The organism is Candidatus Leptovillus gracilis (genome assembly GCA_016716065.1).
Lineage (GTDB): Bacteria > Chloroflexota > Anaerolineae > Promineifilales > Promineifilaceae > Leptovillus > Leptovillus gracilis.
In genome coordinates, this window is sequence record JADJXA010000011.1 from 117,076 (window position 1) to 141,811 (window position 24,736).

The 24,736-nt window shown below is 58.5% G+C and carries 15 protein-coding genes; 9 read left to right on the forward strand and 6 right to left on the reverse strand.

Annotated features, from left to right (window positions below):
- Positions 1-38: 38 nt before the first annotated feature.
- On the reverse strand, positions 39-2,564 hold the full coding sequence (locus IPM39_21615) for an alpha/beta fold hydrolase (GenBank protein ID MBK8988634.1): 2,526 nt from the start codon (positions 2,562-2,564) through the stop codon (positions 39-41).
- A 150-nt stretch (positions 2,565-2,714) separates the two neighbouring features.
- Between IPM39_21615 and IPM39_21620 the strand changes: the two genes are divergently transcribed.
- A complete protein-coding gene (locus tag IPM39_21620) occupies positions 2,715-3,911 on the forward strand; it encodes a sensor histidine kinase (GenBank protein MBK8988635.1) in 1,197 nt (398 codons plus the stop codon).
- Between the two features lie 452 nt (positions 3,912-4,363).
- Positions 4,364-5,023: a response regulator transcription factor gene (locus IPM39_21625; GenBank protein ID MBK8988636.1), complete on the forward strand. Its 660-nt coding sequence runs from the start codon at positions 4,364-4,366 to the stop codon at positions 5,021-5,023.
- Between the two features lie 136 nt (positions 5,024-5,159).
- Here IPM39_21625 and IPM39_21630 read toward each other — a convergent pair whose 3' ends face one another.
- Both IPM39_21630 and pulA read right to left on the reverse strand, forming a co-directional pair.
- Positions 5,160-6,104, reverse strand: a complete 945-nt coding sequence (locus IPM39_21630) for a D-alanine--D-alanine ligase (GenBank protein MBK8988637.1) — start codon at positions 6,102-6,104, stop codon at positions 5,160-5,162.
- Positions 6,105-6,351: 247 nt separating this feature from the next.
- A complete protein-coding gene (gene pulA, locus IPM39_21635) occupies positions 6,352-9,858 on the reverse strand; it encodes a pullulanase-type alpha-1,6-glucosidase (GenBank protein MBK8988638.1) in 3,507 nt (1,168 codons plus the stop codon).
- Between the two features lie 1,203 nt (positions 9,859-11,061).
- On the opposite strand from pulA, the gene lipB reads away from it, so the two are divergent.
- The 7 genes from lipB (at position 11,062) to IPM39_21670 (ending at position 19,967) form a co-directional block, all read left to right on the forward strand.
- Positions 11,062-11,751, forward strand: coding sequence for a lipoyl(octanoyl) transferase LipB (gene lipB / locus IPM39_21640; GenBank protein ID MBK8988639.1), 690 nt, complete (start codon positions 11,062-11,064; stop codon positions 11,749-11,751).
- 28 nt (positions 11,752-11,779) lie between these two features.
- On the forward strand, positions 11,780-12,751 hold the full coding sequence (lipA, locus tag IPM39_21645; GenBank protein MBK8988640.1) for a lipoyl synthase: 972 nt from the start codon (positions 11,780-11,782) through the stop codon (positions 12,749-12,751).
- A 254-nt stretch (positions 12,752-13,005) separates the two neighbouring features.
- On the forward strand, positions 13,006-14,274 hold the full coding sequence (locus tag IPM39_21650) for a glycosyltransferase family 1 protein (GenBank protein ID MBK8988641.1): 1,269 nt from the start codon (positions 13,006-13,008) through the stop codon (positions 14,272-14,274).
- On the forward strand, positions 14,249-15,184 hold the full coding sequence (locus IPM39_21655; protein MBK8988642.1) for an aminotransferase class IV family protein: 936 nt from the start codon (positions 14,249-14,251) through the stop codon (positions 15,182-15,184). Before IPM39_21650 ends, IPM39_21655 begins: the two co-directional genes overlap by 26 nt.
- 1,275 nt (positions 15,185-16,459) lie before the next feature.
- Positions 16,460-16,795, forward strand: coding sequence for a hypothetical protein (locus IPM39_21660; protein ID MBK8988643.1), 336 nt, complete (start codon positions 16,460-16,462; stop codon positions 16,793-16,795).
- A gap of 1,907 nt (positions 16,796-18,702) precedes the next feature.
- Positions 18,703-18,858 carry a hypothetical protein gene (locus IPM39_21665; GenBank protein ID MBK8988644.1) on the forward strand — a complete coding sequence of 52 codons (156 nt, stop codon included), beginning with the start codon at positions 18,703-18,705 and terminating at the stop codon, positions 18,856-18,858.
- On the forward strand, positions 18,855-19,967 hold the full coding sequence (locus IPM39_21670) for an alpha/beta fold hydrolase (GenBank protein ID MBK8988645.1): 1,113 nt from the start codon (positions 18,855-18,857) through the stop codon (positions 19,965-19,967). The genes IPM39_21665 and IPM39_21670 overlap by 4 nt, the downstream gene beginning before the upstream one ends.
- A 30-nt stretch (positions 19,968-19,997) precedes the next feature.
- Here the strand turns inward: IPM39_21670 and IPM39_21675 are convergent, their stop codons facing one another.
- From IPM39_21675 to IPM39_21685, 3 genes are all read right to left on the reverse strand, one after another.
- Positions 19,998-21,731 (reverse strand): hypothetical protein, encoded by a 1,734-nt coding sequence (locus IPM39_21675; protein MBK8988646.1) that lies wholly within the window; start codon positions 21,729-21,731, stop codon positions 19,998-20,000.
- Positions 21,732-22,119: 388 nt separating this feature from the next.
- Complete coding sequence (locus IPM39_21680) at positions 22,120-23,457, reverse strand: C39 family peptidase (protein MBK8988647.1); 1,338 nt, start codon at positions 23,455-23,457, stop codon at positions 22,120-22,122.
- 57 nt (positions 23,458-23,514) lie between these two features.
- Positions 23,515-24,699: an NAD(P)/FAD-dependent oxidoreductase gene (locus IPM39_21685; GenBank protein MBK8988648.1), complete on the reverse strand. Its 1,185-nt coding sequence runs from the start codon at positions 24,697-24,699 to the stop codon at positions 23,515-23,517.
- Positions 24,700-24,736: the final 37 nt, after the last annotated feature.

Genomic DNA, 24,736 nt, shown 5'->3' on the forward strand with positions numbered 1-24,736 from the left:
AACCAACTGTTTATGGGGGACAATCAACGGGTTACGGATCATTGTTGACGGTTGTCGGCTGATTGTTGGTCTTGCACCAGCAGGCGGCGCAAGACCTTGCCAATAAAGGATTTGGGCAGTTCCTCGCGGAACTCAATGTCCCAGGGCACAGCGTAAGGGTCCAGACGGCGGCGGCACAGGTCTAACAGTTCCTCTTTGTTGATGTTGGCCCCGGGGCGGGGGACAACAAACGCCTTCACTTTTTGCCCTTCTTCGGCGCGACCAATACCCACGACGGCCACCTCTAAAACGCGCGGATTTTCGTATAGTACCTCCTCCACGTCGCGGGGAAACACGGTGTATTCGCCGAAGACAATGGTGTCTTTTTTGCGGCTGATAATGCGGAAGTAGCCGTCTTCGTCTTGCACGGCCACGTCGCCTGTGTCCAGCCAGCCATCATCCAGGACGATGGCGTTATCCAAAGTGCCATCGGCCTGCCAGTAGCCCTGCATCACTTGCGGACCGCGTATGACCAGCTCGCCGATCTGCCCAACGGGGAGATCTTCACCAGTAATGAAGCTGATGATTTTGGCGTCGGTGTTGGGCAGCGGCACGCCAATGGAGCCAGGTTTGCGCAAGCCATAAAGCGGGTTGGCGTGCGTGACGGGCGAGGCTTCGGTGAGGCCGTAGCCTTCGACGAGACGACCGTGACTCAGCTTCTCGAACGCCTCTTGCACCTCAACGGGCAGTGGGGCCGCGCCGCTGATGCACGCCTTCACACTGGACAGACCATAACTGCGCACGTCGGGCGTCTGGTTAATTGCCATGTACATGGAAGGCACGCCGGGAAACATCGTTACTTTGTGGTCGCGGATATGCTCTAGCACCTGGGGGGTGTCGAAGACGGGCAGCAGAACCAGAGTGGCGGCCACGGCAATGGGCACGCTCATGGCGCTGATGAGACCATAGCTGTGCAGCAGCGGCACGACGGAGAGAAAGACTTCCTGGCCGTAAGTCAGGTCGGGGACCCAGTGGCGGGTTTGCAGGGTATTGGCGACCAGGTTGTGATGGGTGAGCGCGACGCCTTTGGACAGGCCGGTAGTGCCGCTGGTGTAGAGGATGGCGGCCAGGTCATCGGGCTGCACTTCGATGCCCAACGGTGTGATGGGAGCGTCCTGACGCACGGTGAACATGCGCTGGCCGACTTCGCGGGCAATGGCTTTATGCCGCTCTTCGTCATCGGCAATGCCAAAGCGGGCGATGAGTTTCTGGTAGACGGCGTGGGAAACGGCCGTGCGTAAATCGGCAAATATGAACTCGTTCAGGCCGGTCATCTGCTTGATGGCCTGGGCCAACTGGCTGAAGCTGTGGACTGTTACCAGCACTTTGGGCTGCGTTTCGCGCACCTGGCGGATGATGGTGGTGGTGTCGGCTTCGGCGTTGGGCAGCACCACCACGCCGCCGGCGCGCAGCACGCCGTAAAAGGCCACCACCATCTGCGGCATGTTGGGCAGGATGATCATCACCCGGTCGCCGGGACGCACCCCTAAGCCGTGAAAGACGTGGCTCATCTGGTTGACCTGCTCGTTGAGTTCTTTGTAGGTAAGCTGCGAGCCGTAGAAGTGGATGGCCGGGCGGCGCGGCAGCCAATGGGCGGCGCTTTCCAGAAAGTCGGGCAACGGCCGTTTGGGTATCGGGATGGATGGGGGTGTGCCGGGGCTGTAACTTTTGAGCCAGATACGGCCGTGCAGCGGATTATCCCGGCTAATGGCGTCGCGCCAGGTTCGCGGACGGCCGTCGGCGAACCGTTCGATGGCCCGGGTGACAGCCTGATGGCGCTCTAACTGCACCTTGTGTTTGGCCGATCCCACGTCAATCACTTCGGCATCGGGGATCATCTTGCCTACGTCTTCAAAGACGCGGCGCGGGAAATAATTGTCCCGTTCGCCGGTGATAATCAGCGTGGGCGTGCTGATGTTGCGCATCAGCGACCAGCCCTGCCAATGCTGCATATTATTGGCCATCATATTTTTGACGACGTGGATTTCGGCGTCGAAGCGAGTGCGATATTTCCAGAACGGCCGCAGCCAGTTCAACGGCAGCTTCAGCAGCCACTTGGCAAACCAGGGCAGCGGGTACTCTCCGGCCGTAGCGATGAGAACCAGCTTTTCTAACTGCTCCGGGTGGGCGTTGGCGTATTCCACGGCAATCGAACCGCCAAAGGAGTGGGCCACCAACGTAAACTGCTCCGGCAGCTTGAGCCTCTGGGTGATGGCGTATAGATCGGCGACCAGTTCGTCCATGGTATAGCGCGTATAAGGCGCATCGCTTTGCCCGTGTCCGCGCAAATCGGGGGCGACGACGCGGTAGTTGTGGCTGGCAAAATAATTGATCTGAAACTCCCACGATTCCAGCACGCCAGCGTAGCCGTGCAGAAATAGAATGGTGCGCTCGGCCCCTTCCGGCCATAAGTCCAGCACGCTCAATTCGGCGTCGGCGACGCCGGGGATGGGCACGCTGCGTCGGTAGAGATCATAATCGAATACAATGTCGCGTCGTTTGACGCCGCGGAGTTTCTTTTTCATGAGGCGCACCTGTCAGTTGGGTATGTCACCCGATTATACAAAGGAGGCTGCGTTCCACCAATTCAGACTGTAGTTGTAACTGCTTGTCATCTGCGGCAGCGCGGACATGGGCCGGTGAATGTGGTATAGTAACGGGCCAGGAGATATGTCATGACCAGACCAAACCGAACCGAATTAGACTTGGAAACACACGGCCGTCTTTCCATCCTGGTTGTTGTTGCTGTCGGTTATCTGGTCACGTTTCTGGGCGCCTTTTCTGCCAACGGCTATACCGGCACATGGTTGGAAACCTTTTTGGCGCTGCTGTTTGGGGTGGTTTTTTCCCTGCTTTGCGCCTATGACTGGCTCTTTTTTCATTACGTCCAGGGCGCCTGGAAGAAGCCGTTATACTTTGGCATCCAGCTTGGCCTGCTTTTTGCCATTCAATGGTTGATTGGTCCGGGTGGCATCTGGTTGGTTTCCTTGCCGCTGGCCGGGCTGGCGGTAGAGCATCTGTCGCCGCTGTGGCGTTGGCCGGTTTACCTGGGCATATTGTTCGGCATGTTCGTCTCCATTGGCTTTCGTTATCAGGATTGGCAGTCTGTTTTTTTGTTTACTCTCAGCGTTAGTCCGGCCATCTTTTTTGTGGTGGTTTTTTCGGAGCAGGGGGTGCGTGAACGCACTGCCCGTCAGAAAGCAGAAGAATTGACGGCCGACCTGGAAGAGGCCAACCATCGCTTATCGGCTTATGCCGCGCAGGTGGAGGAGTTGGCAACCACACAGGAGCGCAACCGGCTGGCGCGAGAGATTCATGACAATTTGGGCCATTACCTGACGGTGGTGAATGTGCAAATCGGCGCGGCCAAAGTGCTGTTGGCCCATGAGCCAGAGCGGGCCATGGCCGCTTTGGACAAGGCGCAGGGGTTGACCCAGGAAGGGTTAACGGCCGTGCGTCAATCTGTCAGTTCGCTGCGCGAATCACCGTTGGCTAAACGGCCGTTGCCCCAAGCCATCGCTGCGCTGGTCCAGGAATCCAACAATGCCGGCATCGTCACCGATTTGACCCTTCACGGCGATTACCGCCCTCTGACCCCTCAGACCGAGTTAACGCTCTACCGCGTGGCCCAGGAAGGGCTGACCAATATCCGCAAACATGCCCGCGCTTCCCGCGCCAATCTGACGCTGGATTATGCCAACCCGGAGCAGGTGCAGTTGATGGTGGCCGACAATGGTTTGGGCGCAGCCGCTGCCGGCAGCGGGTTTGGGCTGCTGGGCATACGGGAGCGAGTGCTGCTGCTGAACGGCGATATGGAGATAGAAACGGCCGTCAACCACGGCTTTTGCCTGCGCGTCACCATTCCTAAGTGATCATCTAGAAATTACATGGCCCAGATTGGACCAATCTCCAAGATTGGTCCAATCTAAAAAACAGGAAGTTATTCTTAGACGATTACTAAGAGGTAGGAGCCGTTAACCGAAGTCCGTATTCCGTTTTCCGATGGCATTTATCCAGCAATTCCAATTATCAACCTGCTCGTAGGGGCGGGACAGTCGGGCCAATGTCTCGGCCATTCTCCAACACCTTTGCTCCCGCCTGTCTCGCCCGGTCCAGGCGAAAAAGGGCGAGACGGCGCGGGAAAAAGCCGTTCGCTGCGGTTGTTACCTGCCCGCGCCGTCCCGCCCCTACCACAATTGGAATTGCCGGCATTTATCAGAGGCGACACGCTACGAATACGGATTACGAAGTACGGATTACGTCTACCAGAAGCCTGCCTGAGAAGTAAAATGGGGCACAGATTCACAAAGATTTTGGAGGTTTCATGAGCATTCGCGTATTACTGGTAGATGATCAGGCACTTTTTCGGGAAGGGCTGCGCACCCTTCTTTCGGTCTGGCCAGACCTGGAGGTGGTAGGCGAAGCGGGCAACGGCCAGGAAGCGTTGGTGCTGGCCGCGGCCGTGCGTCCCGACGTGGTTTTGATGGATTTGCGGATGCCGGTTTTAGATGGCGCAGCCGCCACACGCCGCCTGCTGGCCGAGTGGCCCGATACCAAAATCATCGTCCTCACCACGTTTGATGACGACGACCACGTGTTTGATGGCTTGCGCGCCGGGGCGGTGGGCTATTTACTCAAGGATGTGCCCTCGGAGAAATTAGTCGAGGCAATTCGTCTGGCGGCAGAGGGTAAATCCTTTTTGCAGCCGTCTATTGCCGCCAAAGTGGTAGCGGAATTTGCCCGGTTAACGGCCGTACCCCCGGTAACGGCCGTATCTACCTCCCCGTTAGTTGAACCCCTGTCTGACCGCGAACGGGAAATTCTAGCGCTGCTATCCACCGGAGCCAGCAACAAGGAAATCGCCGCGCAGCTTTATATCGCCGAAGGTACTGTGAAGAATCACGTCACCAACATTCTCGGCAAAATGGGCGCGCGTGACCGCACCCAGGCGGCCCTCAAGGCCAAAGAGATGGGCCTCCTTTAAGTTGAAAGACCTGACAGATTTCGCCAACCTGTCAGGTCTTTTGGGTAGTATTCAGTTTTCAGTGCGCGTTTTCCAGAGGTAACACCGACTGAACACTGAACACTGGTCACTGACCACCGATTACGGCTCCTGGCCCTTATAGTCCATACCGTTCTATCGCTTCGTTTAAGATACGGTTAACCAGTTCTTCATAGCTCCAGCCCTCCGCCCTGGCTTCGATGCACAGGTCAGAATATTCCGGGTTCAGGCCGGGCAGGGGATTCACTTCCAGAATGTACGGCTTGTTACCATCATTGGCGTCCAGGCGAAAATCCACGCGGGCAACGTCCAGGCAGCCGGTGACACGAAAAGTAGCGGCCGTCAACCAGTTTAACTCATCCAACATCGCCTGCTCAATTGGCGCCGGGCATAGATAGTGGAAGGTGTGTACCAGTTCGGTCTTGATGCGGCTGGTGTAGATGCCCCCTTCTTCGTCGGGATAGCGAGTCATGTCTATTTCCAGCGGCGGCAGCAGCGAAAGCCCCTTGGAGACACGCTGCGCTTCTTCATCGTCGGGCACGCGCCAGGCGACCGGCGTGGTCAGGTTGCCTACCACGCCTACGGTAATCTCTCGCCCTTCGATAAAGTGTTCGGCCAGCACCGGTTGATCATAACGGTCGAACAATCGGCGTAGCTGGGTCCGCAGTTGGGTCTCGTTCTGCACCACCGATTCGGCGCTGATACCCATGCCGGTGCCTTCGCGGCTCGGTTTGACAAACAAGGGGAATATCAGATCGGCGCTGATGGGTTCGTGAACACGCTCGAAGACCTGAAATTGGGGCGTTGGCAGGCCATGGTAGGTGAGGACACGCTTGGTCATCGGCTTGTCCAGGGTCAGAGCCAACGTGAGGACCTGGGAGCCGGTGTAGGGGATGCGCAGCATTTCCAGGATGGCCGGAACCTGCGCTTCCCGCGAGTCGCCAAAATGGCCTTCACAAATATTAAAGCAAATGTCTGGCTTGAGCCGGACTAAGTTTTCAAACAGGCTTCTGTCCCCTTCCAAAAAGGTGACATCGTGGCCGCCCGATCGGAGAGCGGTCATGATTGACTCGATGGTTGCTTCGGAATCCAAATCGTCCCACATGTCGGGCGACATGCCGGGCAACAAGGGCGCATTTTTTTGAAGGTTTGCCAACAAAGCAACGTGCATTTTATTGTTTTTCTCCTGAAAATTGATTTACATAAAGCGGCAATGTGGTTGCCGCACAAAAATTCACCACAGAGAGCCAACGGGTTTGATAAACCTTCGGCTCTTTGTGGTGCTATCGAATCGCCTGATTCATTTTGCTTTATTCATTGGTTTGTTTGCGTCGCCAGAGGTACAGACCACCGCCGACGGCCGCTATTCCGGCTGCTACCAACCCACCAGCAACCAGGGCATTGTTTGCGCCATCATCTGCGGTTACCGTAGCGGTTTCAGCTTCGGCTGTCGTTGGGGGTTCGGGGGTGGCGGCGGGCTGGAACTCCTCGGTCACGGCCGTTTCTGCCTCAATCGTGGCTGCCGGCAGTTCTGCCTGAACCGCGCTGTCTGGTAAGACGAAAACGGCCGTCGTCCGTCCTGGCACGCTAACCGTACCCGTCGCCGCATCAAAGCTGGATTCAGCCACCAGCGCGTCGGCGGAGTTGAGCAGCACCGGATGCAGTTCCAGGGGCAAATTCACCCAATCAGCCGCGCTGAAGTTGAGCGGATCGTCGTTGGCGTTAAACAGCGTGACGACAAGGGCATAGTTCGAGTCCAGATTCTCCCCTTCCAGGTCCGACAGGCTCATGACAATGACGCCAGGGATTTGCTCTGGCCCGGTGTTGTGAAAACGCAGCCGCGCCTGCACCTCAGCGGCCGTTTGCAGGCGGAAGAGAGGCGAACTGGCGCGAATTTGCAGGAATTCGCGGAAGTGGGCGGCGGAAACGGCCGTGTGTTCGCTGCTGGCTGCCAGGTCGGGGTTAGCCAATAGGGGACCCATCACCGGCCACATGCTCTGGTTGTCGGCGGCGGCAGGCAGCCCCTTGCCCCAGTTGGTGCTGTTGCCAGTCCAATCCACGGCGTTGAACCAGTCGCCGGAATTGTAGCTGTTGCGGTCCAACGATTTGGAGCGCAGCAGATCATCGCCGGCCTGGAAGAAAGGCACACCCTGGCTGAGCATGACGATGCTGCTGCCCAGGTTGTGCATCCGCACGCGGGCGTCCATGTCGGCCGTCAGCGGCGCTTTGTACTGGATGGCGTCGAACAGCGTCTCGTTGTCGTGCTTGGAGACGTAGACGATGTTTTCCTGGGGGTCCTGGGTGTAACCGGCCGGGCTGCCGTTGTAGCTGACATCCGCGCCGGTGGTCAGGACGCCGGCCGCGCCGGTGAATTGGTAGTCGGCCAGGTTGCCGGCCAGCCCGACGCGAATCAGGTCGGCGAAGTTGAGCAGGCTGTCTAGTTGGGCCGATGCCGCGCCCTGATCGGTTTCGTTGGGGTCGTAGTAGAGGCCGTTGATGAAGCCCTGCTCTTGCTGCCCGCCAAAGGGCGAACCACCGCGCGCGGCGTCGCGCAGCCGGTCGTTGAAGACGCCGATGCCGGTTCCGGCGGCGTTAAATTGGGTGGCGTTGACGCCGCGGGCGTTGTTGGCCACTTCGCCGAAGTTCCAGCCTTCGCCGTAGAGGTAGATGGCCCGGCCGTCTACGCCATCATTCGCCAACGTCAGCGCGTCCAGGGCGGCGCGTACCGCCAGCATATCGTCCAGCATATGGTGGCCCATCAGGTCGAAGCGGAAAGCGTCTACTTTGTATTCTTTGGCCCAGGTGATGACCGAATCCACCATCAGTTTGCGCATCATGGCGTGTTCGGTGGCGGTGTTTTGGCAGCAGGTAGAGGTTTCGACACGGCCGCTGCCGCTGAGGCGGTGGTAATAGCCGGGCACAATCCTGTCCAGTACCGATTTGTCGTTTTGGCCGCTGGCGTTGGTATGATTATAGACCACATCCATCACCACCCGCAGCCCCATTTGGTTCAGCGCCTGCACCATCTGGCGGTACTCGACAATGCGCGTCACGCCGGTGGGGTCGGTGCTGTAGCTGCCTTCAGGCACGGTGTAGTGCAATGGATCGTAACCCCAATTGAACCCATCTAAATCGCGCACTTCGCCGATAATGGCCTGCTGCTGCTCGGAGTCCGGCGGGAAGGCGGCCAATTCGGTCGGGTCTGGCTCTACGCGGGCGGCGGCGTCTTCGTTGATGGTGGCGATGTCGAAGCTGGGCAGCAGGTGGAGGTGGCTCAGGCCAGCGTCGGCCAACGCCGCCAAGTGGCGCGTGCCGTCGCTGTCTACGGTGAAGGCCATGTAGGTTCCGCGCAGCATTTCCGGCACGCTTTCATCGTAGATGCTGAAGTCGCGGATGTGCAGTTCGTAGATGGTGATGTCTTCGGGGGCGGCGAGCGGCGGTTTGGCGACGGCCGTCCACCCATCCGGCAGCAAATCGGCGTCATCCAGGTTGACAATCTGGCTGAGTGTGCTGTTGAGCGACAAATTGAAGGAGTAGGGGTCGGTAACCAGGTTGGTTTCCACCGCGCCGGTGGTGGGAGCGAAGATCTGCACTTCGTAAAGGTAATAGCGGCGGTCCCAATCGGCCGCGCCGACCACGCTCCAGACGCCGGTGTTAGAATCTATGCGCATGGGGAAAAATTCGGGTGCGTCGGCCGGGTTGTCGTCGGGGAACAGCGCCAGGCGCACGCGCTGCGCCGTGGGCGCCCAGACGCGCAGCACCGGGGCGCCCTCTTCGTAGCTGACGCCCAATGGACCATTGTAGGCGAACAGGTCGTCCAGTACGCCGGGAATCTGTAGGCCGGTGGCGTCCAACAGGCCGCCGGCGGCGTCGCTCATGGCAACGGCCATTTGCCCTTTCAACGCCAACCGCGCATTAAAAAAGTCGGCGCGGTCAATTTTGAAGGCGGCGTAATCGGCCAGGTGGGGGAATTTTTCCTTCACGCCATCGGGTAAACCGGCCGGATCAGGCGTCAGGCGCAGCCAATCGCCGCCACTGATGTCGCTAAAGCTGAGGCTGAGTTTGCCGTCCAGGCTGTAGTACAGGCGGTAGGTGCTGCTGTCGTCGGCGGTTATGTCCCAGGCGATGGTATCGGTCGTGACCCAATGCGCTTTGGCTTCGCGGATGTTGCCCACCGGGCCACCGCCACCGACGCGAATGTTGATCAGGTTACTGGCCGAATCCCAGGCGAATGTGACCAGGTCGCCATCGGCGGCGACGGTGAAGGGGATGTTGGCTCCATCCAGCGCGCCGCCTTCGCCATAGCTGTCATCCGGGTTCTGGCCGACAGCGACGCGGGCTTCATACTCACCGGCGGGGATGGCGTCGGTCTGGAATAGGAAAAGGCCGTCGCCGTCGGGGTCTTGCAGCCAGGAGCGCAGGCAGTCGGCCTGCCAGTCGGCGGCGCAGCCCAGTTCATCTTGAAAGCTGCCGGGTACGTTGGCGATGACGCTGTTGACGCTGTCGGCGACCCAGCCGGTTTGGGTGGAGAAGAGGAAAGTGACGGCCGTTTCTTGCGCCAGCGACAAGGGGACGTTAGGGCCGCCGGGCTGGGCGGCCAGCCCAAAGTTCACGTCCCAACTGCCGTTGAGGGCGGCTTTGTATTCGTAATCGCCGGCGGGGATGGTGAAGGTATTGGACCAAAGCTGGTCGGTTTCGTTATAAATCAGGGCGGTGGCTTCGCATTCTGGCTGCCAATCGCCGGGGCAGCCCAGGACGCTCTGAATTGTGCCGGGGATGACGACCAGGTTGGGCTGGGCGACAGCCGGGGCGGGCATTCCGGCGGACGGAGCGGAAGTGGCCGCCAAGGATGGATCGCCGGTCGTGATTTCTAGGGAATCAGCCGCCGGGTCGTAATTAAAGATGACAGCTTCCGCTTCGCTGACAGTGAAGGGGGTGGGATCACCCTCGCGGAGCTTCACGCCGAGGTCAAAGGCGAGATTTACCTCATAATTGCCGGGTGGGATAGCAGCGGTGATGAATTGATAGAGGCCGCTGCCGCTTGGGTCCTGCAGCTGGGCAAGTCCGCAGTCTCTTTGCCAATCTTCGGCGCAGCCTAGCTCATCCTGGAAATCACCAACGAGGTGGACCAGGCGACTATTGATACTATCGCTTACCCAGCGTGTCTTATGGCTGTACCAGAAGGTGACGAAGCCATCGGCGGGTACGGTCAGGGGGATGTTGGGGCCGTAGTATTCGGCGTTTAGTCCGTAGTTGTCGGCCCAGGTTCCGTTGAGGGCGGCTTTGTATTCATAGGACCCGGCTTTCAGGGCAAAGGTTCCCAGCCACAAGTCGCCTTGCGGATCATAGGTAAGAAAGGTGGCTTCGCAGTCGGTGTTCCAGTCGCCGGGGCAGCCAAGTTGGGCCTGGAAACTACCAGCGATGGTCACACTGTCCGGGTTGGGGATGTTTTCCGGGTCGTCGCGCTGCGCCAGCAGGCGCGGGGTGGTGAGGGCCAGGGTTAGCAGCAAGATGATGAAGACAAGCAGTCGGGTGGTGATGGGGGAATGTTGGGATTTCATACAATCTCCTAAGCTAGGAATTTATGACAAAGGGACAAAGGTAAAAAGGAACAAAAGTTGCGTTCAACGGCCGTGTCTATACCTCGAATTGTAGCAGAGTATCAGATAGCAGTCAGGCAACGTATCTTCTCAAAAAAGCGCGGCGGAGTTGGTTGAGCCTGTCGAAACCAACGGTCTTCGACAGGCTCAGACCTCGTTCCCCCAGAATATTGAGAAGATACCAGAAAACCAACATTTTTGTCACCTTGTCAGGTGTCACCATGTCACCTTGTCAGGTGTCACCATGTCACCTTGTCAGGTGTCACCATGTCACCTTGTCAGGTGTCACCATGTCACCTTGTCAGGTATAGTTTGCCATTTTAGCCATCTGCTGTTCGCTGTGCGCTGGCTAAAAAGCGGTTGACTTTTGCGCCACAGAAAGATAGCCTTAGGCCATCACGATGAAAGGATGGCCTGCACATGATCACGGCGACGTGGCTCGGACAAATGGCGTATGACGCCGCCTGGGAACGGCAAAAAGAGATGGTGGCGGTGCGTGGTGAAACGCCAGACCTACCAGATGAACTGCTGCTGCTGGAACACCCGCCCACCTATACCCTGGGGCGCAGTGGCAAATTGGACCATCTGCTCCTGGATGAGGCGGCGCTGGACGCTCAGGGCTTCACGGTTCGCTGGGTAGACCGGGGCGGCGACATTACGTATCATGGGCCAGGGCAGTTGGTGGGCTATCCCATCCTGAATTTGCCGCGCCTGTTTGGTTTGCAGGGCTTCGAGAAGCCGGACTTTCGCCGCTACCTACAGAACCTGGAGGAAGTGATCATCCTGGCGCTGGCCGGATTTGGCGTGAGCGGTTGGCGCTATGATGGCTATACCGGCGTGTGGGTAGACCGCCCCGATGGCCCGCGCAAGATGGCCGCCATTGGCGTGCGGGTGAACGCTAAAGGGATCAGCAGTCACGGTTTTGCCTTGAATGTAAACCCGGACATGGGCCACTTTGCCCATATTGTCCCTTGTGGCATTAGTGAACATGGGGTGGTGAGTCTGGCGGATGTGTTGGCACGGCCGTTAACCCCCCTGGACCTTCTCCAGCCGATCACCGAGGCGTTTGGGCAGGTCTTTGCAGCAGAATTGTCAATTGCCAACGGCTAAAAGAGGACTCGACTAAGGACTATAACCCATGACTACCATTAACCTGGATTCTATCGGCGTCAACGAGACGGCCGTTTTAAAGCCCAAGCACCAGCCCAAGCGCCGCCACCCGGATTGGATTCGCGCCCGCATTCCCAGCGGCGAGAATTATGAGCGGCTGAACGAATTGATGCGCAGCAAGGAACTGCATACCGTTTGCGAGGAAGCGCAGTGCCCCAACATGGGCGAGTGCTGGGGCGCGGGCACGGCCACCTTTTTGATGATGGGCGATATTTGCACCCGAAGCTGCGCCTTTTGCGACATCAAAACGGGACGGCCGTTGCCTTTAGATTTTGCCGAACCACTGCGCGTGGCGACGGCCGTAAAAGCGATGAACCTGCGCCACGTTGTCATCACCTCTGTCAACCGCGATGAACGGGCAGACGGTGGCGCGCCGATATTTGCCGCTGTCATCCAGCGCGTCCGCCAGATGCAGCCCGGCTGCTCCATCGAACTGCTCATCCCAGACTTCAAAGGCAGCGCCGACGCCCTAAAAATCGTCATGGACGCCCGGCCGGAAATTCTGGGCCACAATGTGGAGACCGTGCCGCGCCTTTTCAAAAAGGTGCAGCCCCAAGACAAATACGAATGGGCTATGACGACCCTGGAAAACGCCAAAAAGATGGACCCCGAAGTGCTGACCAAGTGTGGCATCATGGTCGGTCTGGGCGAAACTTGGGATGAAGTGCTGGCGGTGATGCAAGATTTGGTGGACCGGGGCGGGGACATTTTAACCATCGGCCAATATTTACAGCCCCGCGCCGACCAGCATTTGCCGGTGGAAAAATATTACCACCCCGACGAGTTTGCCGAACTAAAGCGCATTGGCCTGGAGATGGGCTTCAAATGGGTCGAGAGCGGCCCGCTGGTGCGCAGCAGCTACCACGCCGACCGGCAGGTGCAGGCGCTGTCGCCGATTTACAAGCAGTTGTATGGCAAGGAGTTGGTGAGAGGCGGCTAACAGCAGTATTCACCCAACTCGCAAACCTGAGGACGGAGACCTGGCTGCCAAATTAGCTGACCTGAGAGTTCCGCCAGGAATCGGCTTCGCGCTAGAAGGGGACCGAAAACGCCAGTATGCCCTCTCCATTAACGACCTCAGATGGCCTGCACTCTGGTGAATGCAAAGGTTTTTGAACGTCCGTGCCAGCGCTCGGACGGTGCGCGTTAGGCGGATTAATGCCTATGTCTCTATAGTCAAGGAAGTCATCTGTGATGCAAATATCTATAATCGCGGGAGGAAGTCGTGGTGATGTTCAGCCCTACGTGGCCTTAGGAAAGGGATTAAAGGAGGCGGGACATACGGTTCGAGTCCTGGCTCCTCAGGATTACCAAGACCTGATAACAGCCTATGGCTTGGAATTCTTTGACATGGGCGGTGGGGTGAAGACAATGGCGCAAAGCCAAATTCAGGATATTGTCGAGCAGGGCAATATCCTGAAAATTCTGGCGGTTACAGGAAAAGGCGCTCAACAACTTGCCCTTCAATCAGCCATAAATGGGCTGGTGGCTTGTCAGGATTCTGACTTGATCCTTGCCGGCTTCGCCGGACTCTCCAATGGCTTAGCCCTCGCCGAAAAGTTGGGTGTCCCATTCCTTCAGGCTCATTTAATGCCTTTTACGCCAACAAGCGAATTTCCCAGTGTCCTAACACCGCAGTTACCACAAACACGGTTAACCAAACGGGCTAATGGTTTGTCACACCGCTTTGCCCAGCAAATGATGTGGCAGATGTTACGTGCAGCGGACAACAAAGCGCGTGCCCAGGTTTTGCAGATGACACCCGCCCCATTCTGGGGGCCATTTGCGTCCCTGCAACAGGAATCACAACCAATCATCTACGGGTATAGTCCACAAGTGATACCGCCTCCTGCCGATTGGCCGGATTACATTCATGTCACAGGATACTGGTTTTTAGAGCCGCCCGCTGAGTGGGAACCGCCGAGTGACTTGGTAAATTTCCTACAGGCAGGCCCGCCGCCAGTCTATGTTGGCTTTGGCAGCATGCTCAGCCGTAAGCCAGAAGAAACCGCAGATTTGGTTTTGAAAGCGTTGGCACGCACTGGTCAGCGCGCAGTGTTATCATCGGGTTGGGGCGGGTTAAAGAAAGATAACCTGCCGGAGACCGTGTTTATGGTTGGTTCTATTCCACATAGCTGGCTATTTCCAAAGATGGCCGCGGTTGTGCATCATGGCGGCGCGGGGACAACGGGCGCAGGACTATGCGCTGGAATCCCATCTATTATCACGCCATTTTTTGGCGACCAACCGTTTTGGGGACAACGGGTGTATGCGTTAGGCGTAGGCCCCCGGCCCATTCCGCGCCGCCATCTAACGGTTGATAACCTGGCTGAAGCGATTCAGTGGGCCGTAACCGACAAGACAATGCAAAAGAACGCGACCCATTTAGGGGAGCGCATTCGGGCCGAAAATGGAATTGCACAGGCTGTAGCAGTCATTGAGAAAAATAGAAATCCAAAATAATCCACCCAACCCCCATGTCCAAGGCGTCACCCCAGATGTGCAGCTGTATGCGGTAACGGCCGTTGGCCCCATCCCCTTGCCGACTCCGCCTGGCGCGCATTCCTTTGATGACCTCTACGACGGGTTGGCGCTCGGCGTTTACTCCGCGCTGCGCACCTTTGACCATAACAAATTCTTGCGCCTGGAGGCCCACATTGAGCGTACCAAACGCTCAATGGTCCTACTCGGTTGGGACTATCCATTGGATGAGATGGCTCTGCGCCGGGCGCTGCACGCTGTCTGTTCCGCCTATCATCGCCCGGAGGCGCGGGTGCGCTTTGATGTCCTGGCTGAACCGGCGTTGGCCCTGGGCACAGACGCCCGTGTGCTGCTGGCCCTGGCTCCCTTCACGCCACCTACGCCAGAGATGATTGCCAATGGCGTGGCGGTGGGGTTAACGCGAGAGTTGCAGCGGCAGCGGCCGTTAGCCAAAACGGCCGATTTTGCCGTGGCGCGCCGCCAGTTGGCTGGTCCCGCGGGTATTTACGAAAATTTGCTGGTAAACGACCAGGGCTTCATTCTGGAGGGCAGCAGCACCAATTTCTATGGCGTGCGGCAGGGCGTGGTCTATACGGCCGGGAGCGGCGTTTTGCCAGGCGTCACCCGCCAGATTGTGTTGGATTTGCTGCTCCAACTGGGCATCCCACTGCGCCTGGAAGCGGTACATCAGGACGAGGTTAGGCTGTTGGACGAGGCGTTTCTCAGCGGTTCGTCACGAGCGATTTTGCCGGTGGCCGCCGTTGATGGCAAAGCAATTGGCAACGGCCGTCCCGGTTCCATTGGCCGACGCCTGCTGATCGCTTATAATCAGTTGGTGGCAGAAACAATTCAGTCGGCTGTGCCGGCTGCCGCAGGCCACGAAACACAATAAGGCGCGGAAAACGCAGAGGTTTGACACGACTTTTGCAGTGACATAATGTTTTGATAGCGACCTTTACAAACGAATACGCCATAGAGCACAATACCAGGGAAGGATGAATAGCGCAATTTACTACGCAGGAGGTGTTGAACTATGGTTCCCCTGGTTGAATTTCCGATTGGTTGATCACTACGCCACATTTTCAGTTCGGTCTTTTCGGCAGATACCTTCATCCAGTTCAAGCGGTACATCAGCGGTTTGATTGTTTCCGAAAACAAAACTGTTGAGGAATCAACCGAATTGTTTGTCCACTAAAGCCGTAAAACCAAAAGCTCGCTCAACCGTCTACTAACGGAAAGCCCTTTTTCGCTCGAAGCAGAACTCAATCGTTGTCGCTTAGCTGTCATGCGGAGCAGCCTACCGGGTACAGCCTTGGAAAAAGACGGGGTGTTGAGTTTTGTTGATACGTTACTCACCCACTATGGACACCACTTTCCGCAACAAGATCGCCATCTTGTATGACCATGTGCAAAGTGTTGGGTCTGGGCGCACAACCTGGTGACGTTGCATTGCATTTGCGATGACCAAACTGACTACCCCTATATTCTTTGGGCTGTACGGCAAGCCGGCTGACCTGGTCAAGATTGAAGCAGGGTTACGCGCGGCGAACATCAAAGTTAGAAGGAAAGCAAGCTGGAGCTGAAAAAGCGATCAACCAAAGGTGGCGTCAGTATTTGCTAGGCGTGTGGCGACAAGAAATGTCAAAAAACCGGGCGTAGCTGACCTGTATGACTGAGCAAGTTGCGCATGGCTGAGCAGCAGTGCCAGCAATGGCTGGCACAGTTCCTGAACTTCCAAGCCGCCTATCGCTTGTGATAGTTGGTACACACAACCCAGCTTCTGCCGCTTTCTTGATGAGAAAGGCTTTGCTTATGTGGGCGCCCCTTGGGCGAGAAGCGGTGAAGTGGCGCTGGCAACAGGTCCCGGGAACGATTAGACAAGTTTGCCCAGCCGCCTCAAGGCGGAACATCTTGCGGCATCCGCCAAAAGCCGGTCAAACTCCTGCGTTTCAAACGACGACCATCACCTTTAAGGGAACAACCGAGACTTACTATACCTACTGCCGTACGCATCGGCTGCACAACTTTGGTAAAGTCCGTCTCGTCATCGAGCTATCGTCGGGCTGACCTTCCGACAATCAGGTATTTCTCATCAGCAACCGCTTGCACTGGCAGGCCAAAGGCATGACGCGCATTTATCGCCATCGTTGGCCCGTTGAAGTGTATCATGAAGAAGGTAAAGCCGAAGGGCTGGACCAGTATCAGCTACGGAATTTCGCGGCTATTGAACGACACCCCCTCCGCCCTGGTCGCCGTGGTGTACAGCTCACTGCGTGCCGCTCAACAAGGATACAGACCTGCAACAGAAGACCTTCAGCAACGTGAACTCGAAAAGCTAGACCTCGACGGCAGCGTTCCTTTTTGGCGACGAGCAACTCAAGCCCAAAGTCTGTGGAGCCTCGCTTTGTTTATTACGGCGGGGGGCTGGCTCAGGAAGCAATCTTATTTGCTGGAAATCATGACGCCGCTTGGTCCCCCGGGCTGTCTGCCCGCGTTGACCTGAGCCTTTTCAGTCCTGAGTTTGTGATGCTGTCCAGCTAACTGATGATAAGCTGGAATACTGGTTTTTTGCCATCCCGGCAGGACGCTTAACAGGGTATGGGCATTGGTACTGTTTGGCGTCATTGTGTTAAGGGAAAGGGTTGGTTTTTCCTTCCGTCCCACTCGCCTTTTTGCCGCCCCGTTCCCCCGCGTTTTCCCCTCCCCGCGGCCGGGCCCCCGCCAACCACACCCACCCCCACAAATGGGGAGGGGACGCCTCCCCCCCCCCCCTTTGTCCCCCCCCCGCTCCCCCCCTCCCCCGGGGCCCCCGGGTCCCCCAACCCCTCCCCCCCCCCCCCCCATCCCCCAATATTTACTCCCCCCCCACTGGGGGATAAAAACGGGCCACCCCCACAACACCCCCTTTGGTTTAATCCCCCCGCGCCTGATTGGTGCACCAAGACTTCCCCCCCACGTTCCCTCCCGTGGTTGTCCTCCGTTGGGGGGTCCCCTGGATCCCCAACCTCCCCCTTAATGTCCTCCGTTCGCGGTCCCCATTCCGGGCTTCCCCCTTCCCCCCGCCCCCCCACCCACCCCCCCTCACCCCACCCCCGCTTGACCCCCACCCCCCCAGTTCCCCCGGAAAGGGCTTGCCCCTGGGGGGGGGGTCCCCGGCTTGACCCGGCACCCGCCACACTGCCCCCGTTCGTTTCGGGGTTTGGGGGTGCTCACCCCGTTTTCTCCTCCCCGTGCCGGGCCTCCTCGGCCCATTTCTGACCCCCCCCTTCCTCTCCCGCCGCCAAAACAACCTCCCCCCCCCGGGGACCCCCCCCGACCATACGGCCTCCCGGGGACCCCTCGGGGGCCCCCCTTGAGGGCCCCCCGGCCCTCCGGGGGCCCCCCCCGAACCCCTTCCCCCCCGATGCCCCCCGGACCCGAATTGCCCGCACGCCGAATTCCCCGCCCGTCCCCCCGCCCCCACGAAATTTCGGGCCCTCTTCGTAATCTCTCCCGGGCCACGGAAACTTACCCCTCCGCTTTTGGACCCCCCCCCCAAACCATCCCCCCCTCCCCCCCCTCCGACGCGGCCGGCTCCCCCCAATCAAAACACCACCACTCCCCCCCCCCCCCCCTGCTGGGCCCGCCCCCGCCCACCCCCGGGGGCGCCGGCCCCGACCCATTTAAATTCTTTGGTGTCTCCCCCAATGCCGCCGGGTGGGGCGGTCCCCCGTTGGCGGGGGTGGGCCGCCCTTGTCCGGTGGGGACTACCCACCAAATCTCCCAGGGTTTCCTTCCCCCCTTCTCCCCGGCCGGGGTTCCCCTTTTAACCCCCCCTTTCCTCCCTCCCCCCCCCCGCCCGCCTTTTTTTGACCCCCGCGGAAGGACCCCCCCCCCGGCCGGGGTCCCTCCCCCCCCGGGTTGCCTTTAACGTTGGCAAAGAGGAAGGCATTGAGACGGTGATGGCTTATATGCTGCCAGAGAATAGGGGGATGCGGCGTATCAGCCAGAACTTGGGCTTTGCATTTGAGCGGGAAGCAGACTTGCTAAAGGCAACCATAGACCTGATTGATTTTGCGGTTGACGGGGGTTGTTGAGGATATGCTCATTCTGAGCAAATTCTGAGTAACAGGCTATGAAACGGCCGTCTCGGATGACTTGTTCTCGAAATGGGGATATGATCCCCGTAGATTTGATCAGTTCAAGTACGAAGGAAAAACTCCTCCCCTAAAACTGGCACGAGAAACGCGACTGGAACGCTGATCAAATTAAGGGCTAATGTCCCTCTTCCTTCGTACTGCATTGCCCGAAAAAGTGGCGCACATGCTTCCCTCCTGACATGTGTTGCTGACATGAGAAGCGCCGTCTCGCAAGAGACGGCGCTTCTTTTTATAACCCGCCAGGGGTGAATCGGTTATAATGGCGGGCAAGATGGACAAGTTTTCTGCGAGCGAACCCTTTTCAACTGCGGCCGCCTACGCCCAGGCCCAGGCAAACGACGGCCAATTGAGCCGCTGGCATGATTGGCTGGCCGCCCCCGAAGTTGCATACCGGTCTCCAGGTATGTTGCATGAGGCCGACCTTTGAGACGCTGGTTGTTGCTGGCGCTTTTCTGGCTGTTGGTCGGCTGTAGGCCAACGGCCGTTTCTCCCACGCCCACTGCGCTGCCCGTCCAACCGGTCCTCCGGGCCACTCCGGTCATCGGGACCACAACGCCACCACCCACCACAGCGTTCCAGTCTACGCCCACCGTCACGCTGGCGACGATGACGGCCGTTCCAGCCATTGTCGCGCCTACTTCAACCCCCAACCCAACCATCACCCCTGATCCGTATGCAGATTTGACAATAGACGCCCTGGCAGCACGGCCGTATGGCGGTGGCTTGCTGGAAATCGAAGACACCCTGGAACAAAACGATGACTTTGCCCGCTATCTCATCACTTACCCCAGCGATGGACTGACCATTTACGGCTATATGAATGTGCCCAACCAGGGCAGCCGCTTTCCGGTGGTGCTGATGCTGCACGGCTACGTGGACCCGGCCGCTTATGAAACTGTCGCCTACACCCGCCGCTACGCCGATGACCTGGCCCGCGCCGGTTACCTGGTCATCCACCCCAATTTGCGCAATTACCCACCCTCAGACAGCGGCCCAGACCCGTTCCGCATTGGTTATGCCATAGATGTGTTGAACCTGATCGCCATTATCCGCCAGCAAAGCCAGGACCCGTTGGGCGTGCTGCGCCGGGCTAACGCCGACGAGATGCACTTGTGGGGGCACAGCATGGGCGGCGGCGTGGCCCTGCGGGTGATCACCGTGAACAATGCGGCGTATATTCAAACGGCCGTTCTCTACGGTTCGATGAGCGGCGATGAGTGGCAAAATTATGAGCAAATTCGGCAGTGGACCAACGGCCGTCGCGGGGAGTTTGAGCTGGCGGCTTCGCCGGAAACGCTGGCAGCGATTTCGCCTATCAATCACCTGGAACGCATCAATACGGCCGTTGCCATTCATCACAGCTACGCCGATGAGACGGTCCCGGTAGGCTGGTCGGAGGCGTTGTGCGCCCAATTGGAAGCTCTGAATAAGCCGGTGGAATGTTTTTTCTACGAGGGTGCGCCCCACACCTTTCGCGGCCTGGCCGACTGGCAGTTGATGGAGCGGGTGCGCTTGTTTTATGTTGGCAGACCCTGAGGGTTTTAGAAAACCCTCAGGGTCTACCAGCTAATGCCCGACGACCTGGCGCCGGCGCAGCGCCCAGGTGAGCAGTACGGCCGTTAACAACAGCCCGGTAATACCAACCAGGGAGAGACTGGAACTGCTGGCGGCCGAGAAGGTTTGTAGGGAAACGGCCGTGGGCGCCCCACAGCCAGGGAAGGTGATGGCCCCCGCATTGTTAAATGCCAGGCTGGTTCCGCCAGGATACCCCTGAGTCGCGCCATTGGGAGGGAATGGCGGAACGGCCGTATTGGGTGGCTGCGGCTGCTCGCCGCCGTTCATGGCATCGCTCAGGCTGATGCCATTCGTCCCACCATCCACTGCCGCCGTCAGGCTGCCGCTGCCGCTTGCCACGGCAATATACCCACCGCCACCGCCACCGCCCGGTCCCATCGCCTCTTGAGGGTAGGGTGTTCCCAGGTAAATGACACTTGGCTGATTGCCACCATTGCCACCATTAGCGGATAGGGTCAGGGTATTGGTGGAGAGTGTGGGTGTTTTTAATAAAATTGCACCACCACCACCACCGCCACCAGCGCCATCATCAAATGAATTGGTTGTGTTTAGTGCAGTTTCTCCATTAGACAGCACAGTCCCGCTGCCAGAAGTATTGTGCGCAACAAGGATGACCAACCCGCCGCCATTGCCACCAGACGTGGCGGCATCGTTGTTGCCGTCTCCGCCACCACCGCCACCACCGAAGAAAAGCCGTCCATCTGGACTGTTCGGATTGTTATTCAGGGCACGCCCGCCAAGCCCGCCAACCTGGCGACGGGAATCGCCACCCCAGTCTGAGGCGTTTGGAAAAACCTGGGTAGGGTCTTCATACTGGTTAGAATAAGAATATCCACCTCGTCCACCACCCGCGCCGCCCTGAAAATAGATTGGCACAGTGTCGGTAATCGTGCCGGGATCTAATCTCCAGGCATCGGCATAAACATCATTGGTGTCCACAAACCCATAACCTTCCTTCCATGGGCTGCCAGAAGAGCCGTTGGCGCCGCCGCCACCGCCCGCATTGTGGGCATTGCCGCCACCGCCGCCATTGGCCGGCGCACCCCGGCCATAACGCCCCGACTGTCCATCGTAGACAGTCTGATCCCCCAGAATGCTTTCCCCCTTTTCACCGCCATTTTCTACTTGATCACGAAAACTGCTGATACCAAAGATGATGTCCCAAGGTTCAAGATCGCTTGCTTCTCCCCCGCGAAAGCCGAGGCCAGAGGCGTCTATGGTTCCGTTTACCACCAGGTTGTACTGCACATGCAAGGCAATAATGCCTCCGGTTGCCCCATTCCAGGCCGGGGCCGTTACCGAAGCGCCAGACTCAATGGTGAGGTTGGTGTATTGGGGCACGCGCACCATCTGGACATTGCCGGAAGTGGTGTTGTAGGTATTGGTGATGCCGCTGCATGTGTAGGGTGGGGTGTTGGTTGTGGCGACAGTAATGTTGTTGCCGGCTACGGCCGTTACCAGCGCAAATTCATACTTACCCGCTTCGCCATATTCAAACGCGCCATAGGTGGCGTCGTCGGCGGTGGACGTGAAGGTCGCGCCCTGCGCCTGGTAGATGAGGATGAGATCGCCGGCTGCCAGTGTATCGTTGGTGTAGTGGTCGTCTGCGGTGTCGTTGAGAGTGCTAATGTCCGCCACAGTAATGACGTTGCTGCTGATACTGACGACACGCGCGTAACGGTTTAGGACAGCCCCAGTTGTCGAAATGGTGCGGTCACCGTCCACACCAATGTCTGCCAGAACAAGCCCTGGCGGCCATAAAAGCACGCCCATCAAGGAGAGCAATAGGCAAAAGGAGAAAAATCTTCTGGTTTGGCTAGTGGAAGACCTGTTGATCATATGATTCCTCTGGGATGTGGATTGAATAAGTTACATAAAAAAGTTCAGCTTCGTGAAGAAGTTGAACTTTTGAATAGAAATTGGATTCAGGTAGCAGTGAACTGCGAATTGTGGTTGCTTCCCTAAACGACACCAACGGTGGTCAACCGGCAGCACAATATCTGTCGCCACAGCAATTGGTGTGTGCAACAGAATATAGGTGACATTTCTTTCAATAGTGCTTTCGTCCTAGAAGATGGCGCCATTACGCATTTAGCTGGCTTTTGCCCCGCCTTTATTGCACCGTTTCCTCGGAGGCATCCAGCGCGTTGAGCGCCTGGATGGCCTGCGCCTGGTCTGGTTTGATTGCCAGGGCTTGCTGCCAGGCGGCTCTGGCGGCCGTTTTGTCGCCTTGCGCCAGCAGGGCATAGCCGCGGTAGAGGTGGGTTTCTTCGACAAATTGGCCGCCACTGCTTTGCAGCGTGGCCGCCGTGAGGGTGAGGACGTCTGGGTAACGGCCGTTTGCCAGATACGCCTCATACAACTCAAACTGATACCACAGCATCCGCCACGGCAGCCCGGCGGCCAGCGCCCGGTCGAAGGCGGCGGCTGCATTTTGGTAATAGGCCGCCTCGCCGGTTAATGCGCCCAGGCGCGTCAGGCTGCTGCCCAGGTTAAACCAGGCAAAGGCGTCATCGGGCGCGGCGGTGGTTTGCTGCTGCGCCTGTTCGGCCGCCTGCCGCCACATCGTCAATGGCTGGCGCATCGTCTCGCCCACCAAATTGGCGACCTGTTCTGCTTTTTCCGGCGGGTAAACCACCAGGAAAGCGAAGTTAAAATGCGACCAATGGTCGGCAAACGACTCGTAGCTGTCCAGCCGCCCACTGCCATCCCATGGCCCCAGGAAGGTGTCCAGGCTGATGAACTGCTGTTGGGTCTCGTCATAGCCAATTAACGTCAGATAATGGCCCATCCAGCCTTCCCAGGCATTGGGCAGCAGCCCCTTCTCGACGATGACCGGGTATCCGGCGGCCAGCAGTTGGCGCAGCATCTCCTGACTGCCGCCGCGATAGACGGCCGCTCGCAGCGGCGTGTGTTCATTGACATAATCGGCCATCTCTTCCGGCGAAACGTTGCGGTCGTCATAGGTAGGGCGGATGACAGCCGCAACGTCGAACTGGTCATCGGGCTGGCCGTAATAGTTGAGGACGAGGCTGAGGTTGGTGGGGCCGCAGTTGTTGAACTTCTGCGGCGTGATTTGCAGACCGGTCAGGCGCACGGCCGTTGGCAGGGGGGCGGCGGTAGGTGAAGGAATGGCGGTAGGGGTTGGTTGGACGGTTGGTTGGTTGGTTGGTTGGATTGTTGGCGGCGGGGTTGGGGTGGTGGTCGGCGGCGCCAGGGTAGGGATGACAATGACGGCCGTTGCCGCCAATTTATCCCGCGTGGGGGCGGGTAAGGCGGTAGGCAAAGGCGTGGGCAGCGCGCCGGACAGCGCCAACACCTGCACCGGCAGCCGCTGCTGCACCTGCCCTGGCAGCCCGGCCACAAGCCAGGGCAGCGCCCACCAGCCGGCCAATCCACCCAGCGCCGCGACGGCCAGCAGCAGGATCACATTTCGCCATGTTTGTTTCATTATACAAATCGAGAGCCGGCCGGTTTGCGTTAACCTGAGGCTCTATGGCGCGCCGCGCTATAACTTACTCAGAAAAATTTTCACCAACTCGCTGTTTTTCCGGCCGCGCTGGATCAGAAGGTCTATCAGCGGCGGGAAACGCATGAGAAGGCGTTGATAATTGTAGGCGCGACGCAGACCGGGCAGCAGCTCATTGCGGCAGCGGTACTCGTACACCTTGAGTTGGCTCAGGGCGACGCTGCCGGCCGTCAGCGCTTCGTGGGCCGTTTTGGCGGCCAGTTCGGCTGAAATCATGCCATTGTGGATGCCACCGCCGGTGATCGGGTTGATGAAGCCGGCGGCGTCGCCCACCAACAGCGCGCCATCAAAGGCAAAACGCAGCCCTTCTTGTGAACCAAAATTGAGCTGCCAGGTTGCCACGTCGCGCAGTTGGCCGCCCTGCTTCAGCCGCTTTTTTATCTCAGGCATCGCCAAAAAATCTTTGAGCAGCTCCTCCAGTTTATGTTTGCCCTGGCGGAATTGGTCCAGGCGCATTCCCAGGCCGATGTTGGCCCGGCCATTACCCAGGTTAAAAATCCAGGCATAACCTGGCGCAATGTCTTCGTACAGGTAGAACTCCACGGTGTTGGGCACTTCTTCGATGTCTTCGATATAGGCGCGTAAGGCGACAGCTTTGTGTTCGGGGGTGTGCTGTTCTTGTTTGGGGCGCAGGGCGCGGGCGATGACCGAGGTGACGCCATCGGCGCCGATGACCAATCTGGCGCGCAGGTCTACCGTTTGGGCACGGCCGTTCCCCCCCACCTTCGCCCGCACGCCGACGACACGGCCGTTTTCCAGAATCGGTTCCTGCGCCTGCGCCGCCTGAAAATCGGCCCCCGATTCCACCGCGTGTTCCTGGAGCATGGCGTCTATAACCATGCGCGGCGCGACGTAAGAATGCTCGCCGTGCCGTCCCAGGTGCAGCGGCGCGTCCAATGTATGCCCCTTGGGCGAAACCAGTCGCATCTGGTTAATACGGTTGAAATTGCCCTGCGCTTCGGCCGCGGCCACCTTGCCTTCCATCCCCATGCGCCCCATGATCTCAATGACGCCCATCGGCACGCCATCGCCACAAATTTTGTCTCGTGGGAAGCTCTGCCGGTCCAGCAGCAGCACGTCGTGGCCGCGCTGTGCCAGCAGTGTCGCCGTCGTTGCCCCCGCCGGCCCGGCCCCAACGACAATCACTTCATGTTCTTGTTCCATGCTTGTGCCTCCCTTGAAAATAGCTAGAGCTAGAGCT

Coding starts and splice junctions, on each gene's coding strand:
- IPM39_21615 (MBK8988634.1), bottom strand. CDS start 2,564: ATGAAAAAGAAACTCCGCGGCGTCAAACGACGCGACATTGTATTCGAT.
- IPM39_21620 (MBK8988635.1), top strand. CDS start 2,715: ATGACCAGACCAAACCGAACCGAATTAGACTTGGAAACACACGGCCGT.
- IPM39_21625 (MBK8988636.1), top strand. CDS start 4,364: ATGAGCATTCGCGTATTACTGGTAGATGATCAGGCACTTTTTCGGGAA.
- IPM39_21630 (MBK8988637.1), bottom strand. CDS start 6,104: ATGACCGCTCTCCGATCGGGCGGCCACGATGTCACCTTTTTGGAAGGG.
- pulA (MBK8988638.1), bottom strand. CDS start 9,858: ATGCCCGCCCCGGCTGTCGCCCAGCCCAACCTGGTCGTCATCCCCGGC.
- lipB (MBK8988639.1), top strand. CDS start 11,062: ATGATCACGGCGACGTGGCTCGGACAAATGGCGTATGACGCCGCCTGG.
- lipA (MBK8988640.1), top strand. CDS start 11,780: ATGACTACCATTAACCTGGATTCTATCGGCGTCAACGAGACGGCCGTT.
- IPM39_21650 (MBK8988641.1), top strand. CDS start 13,006: ATGCAAATATCTATAATCGCGGGAGGAAGTCGTGGTGATGTTCAGCCC.
- IPM39_21660 (MBK8988643.1), top strand. CDS start 16,460: ATGAAGAAGGTAAAGCCGAAGGGCTGGACCAGTATCAGCTACGGAATT.
- IPM39_21665 (MBK8988644.1), top strand. CDS start 18,703: ATGGACAAGTTTTCTGCGAGCGAACCCTTTTCAACTGCGGCCGCCTAC.
- IPM39_21680 (MBK8988647.1), bottom strand. CDS start 23,457: ATGAAACAAACATGGCGAAATGTGATCCTGCTGCTGGCCGTCGCGGCG.
- IPM39_21685 (MBK8988648.1), bottom strand. CDS start 24,699: ATGGAACAAGAACATGAAGTGATTGTCGTTGGGGCCGGGCCGGCGGGG.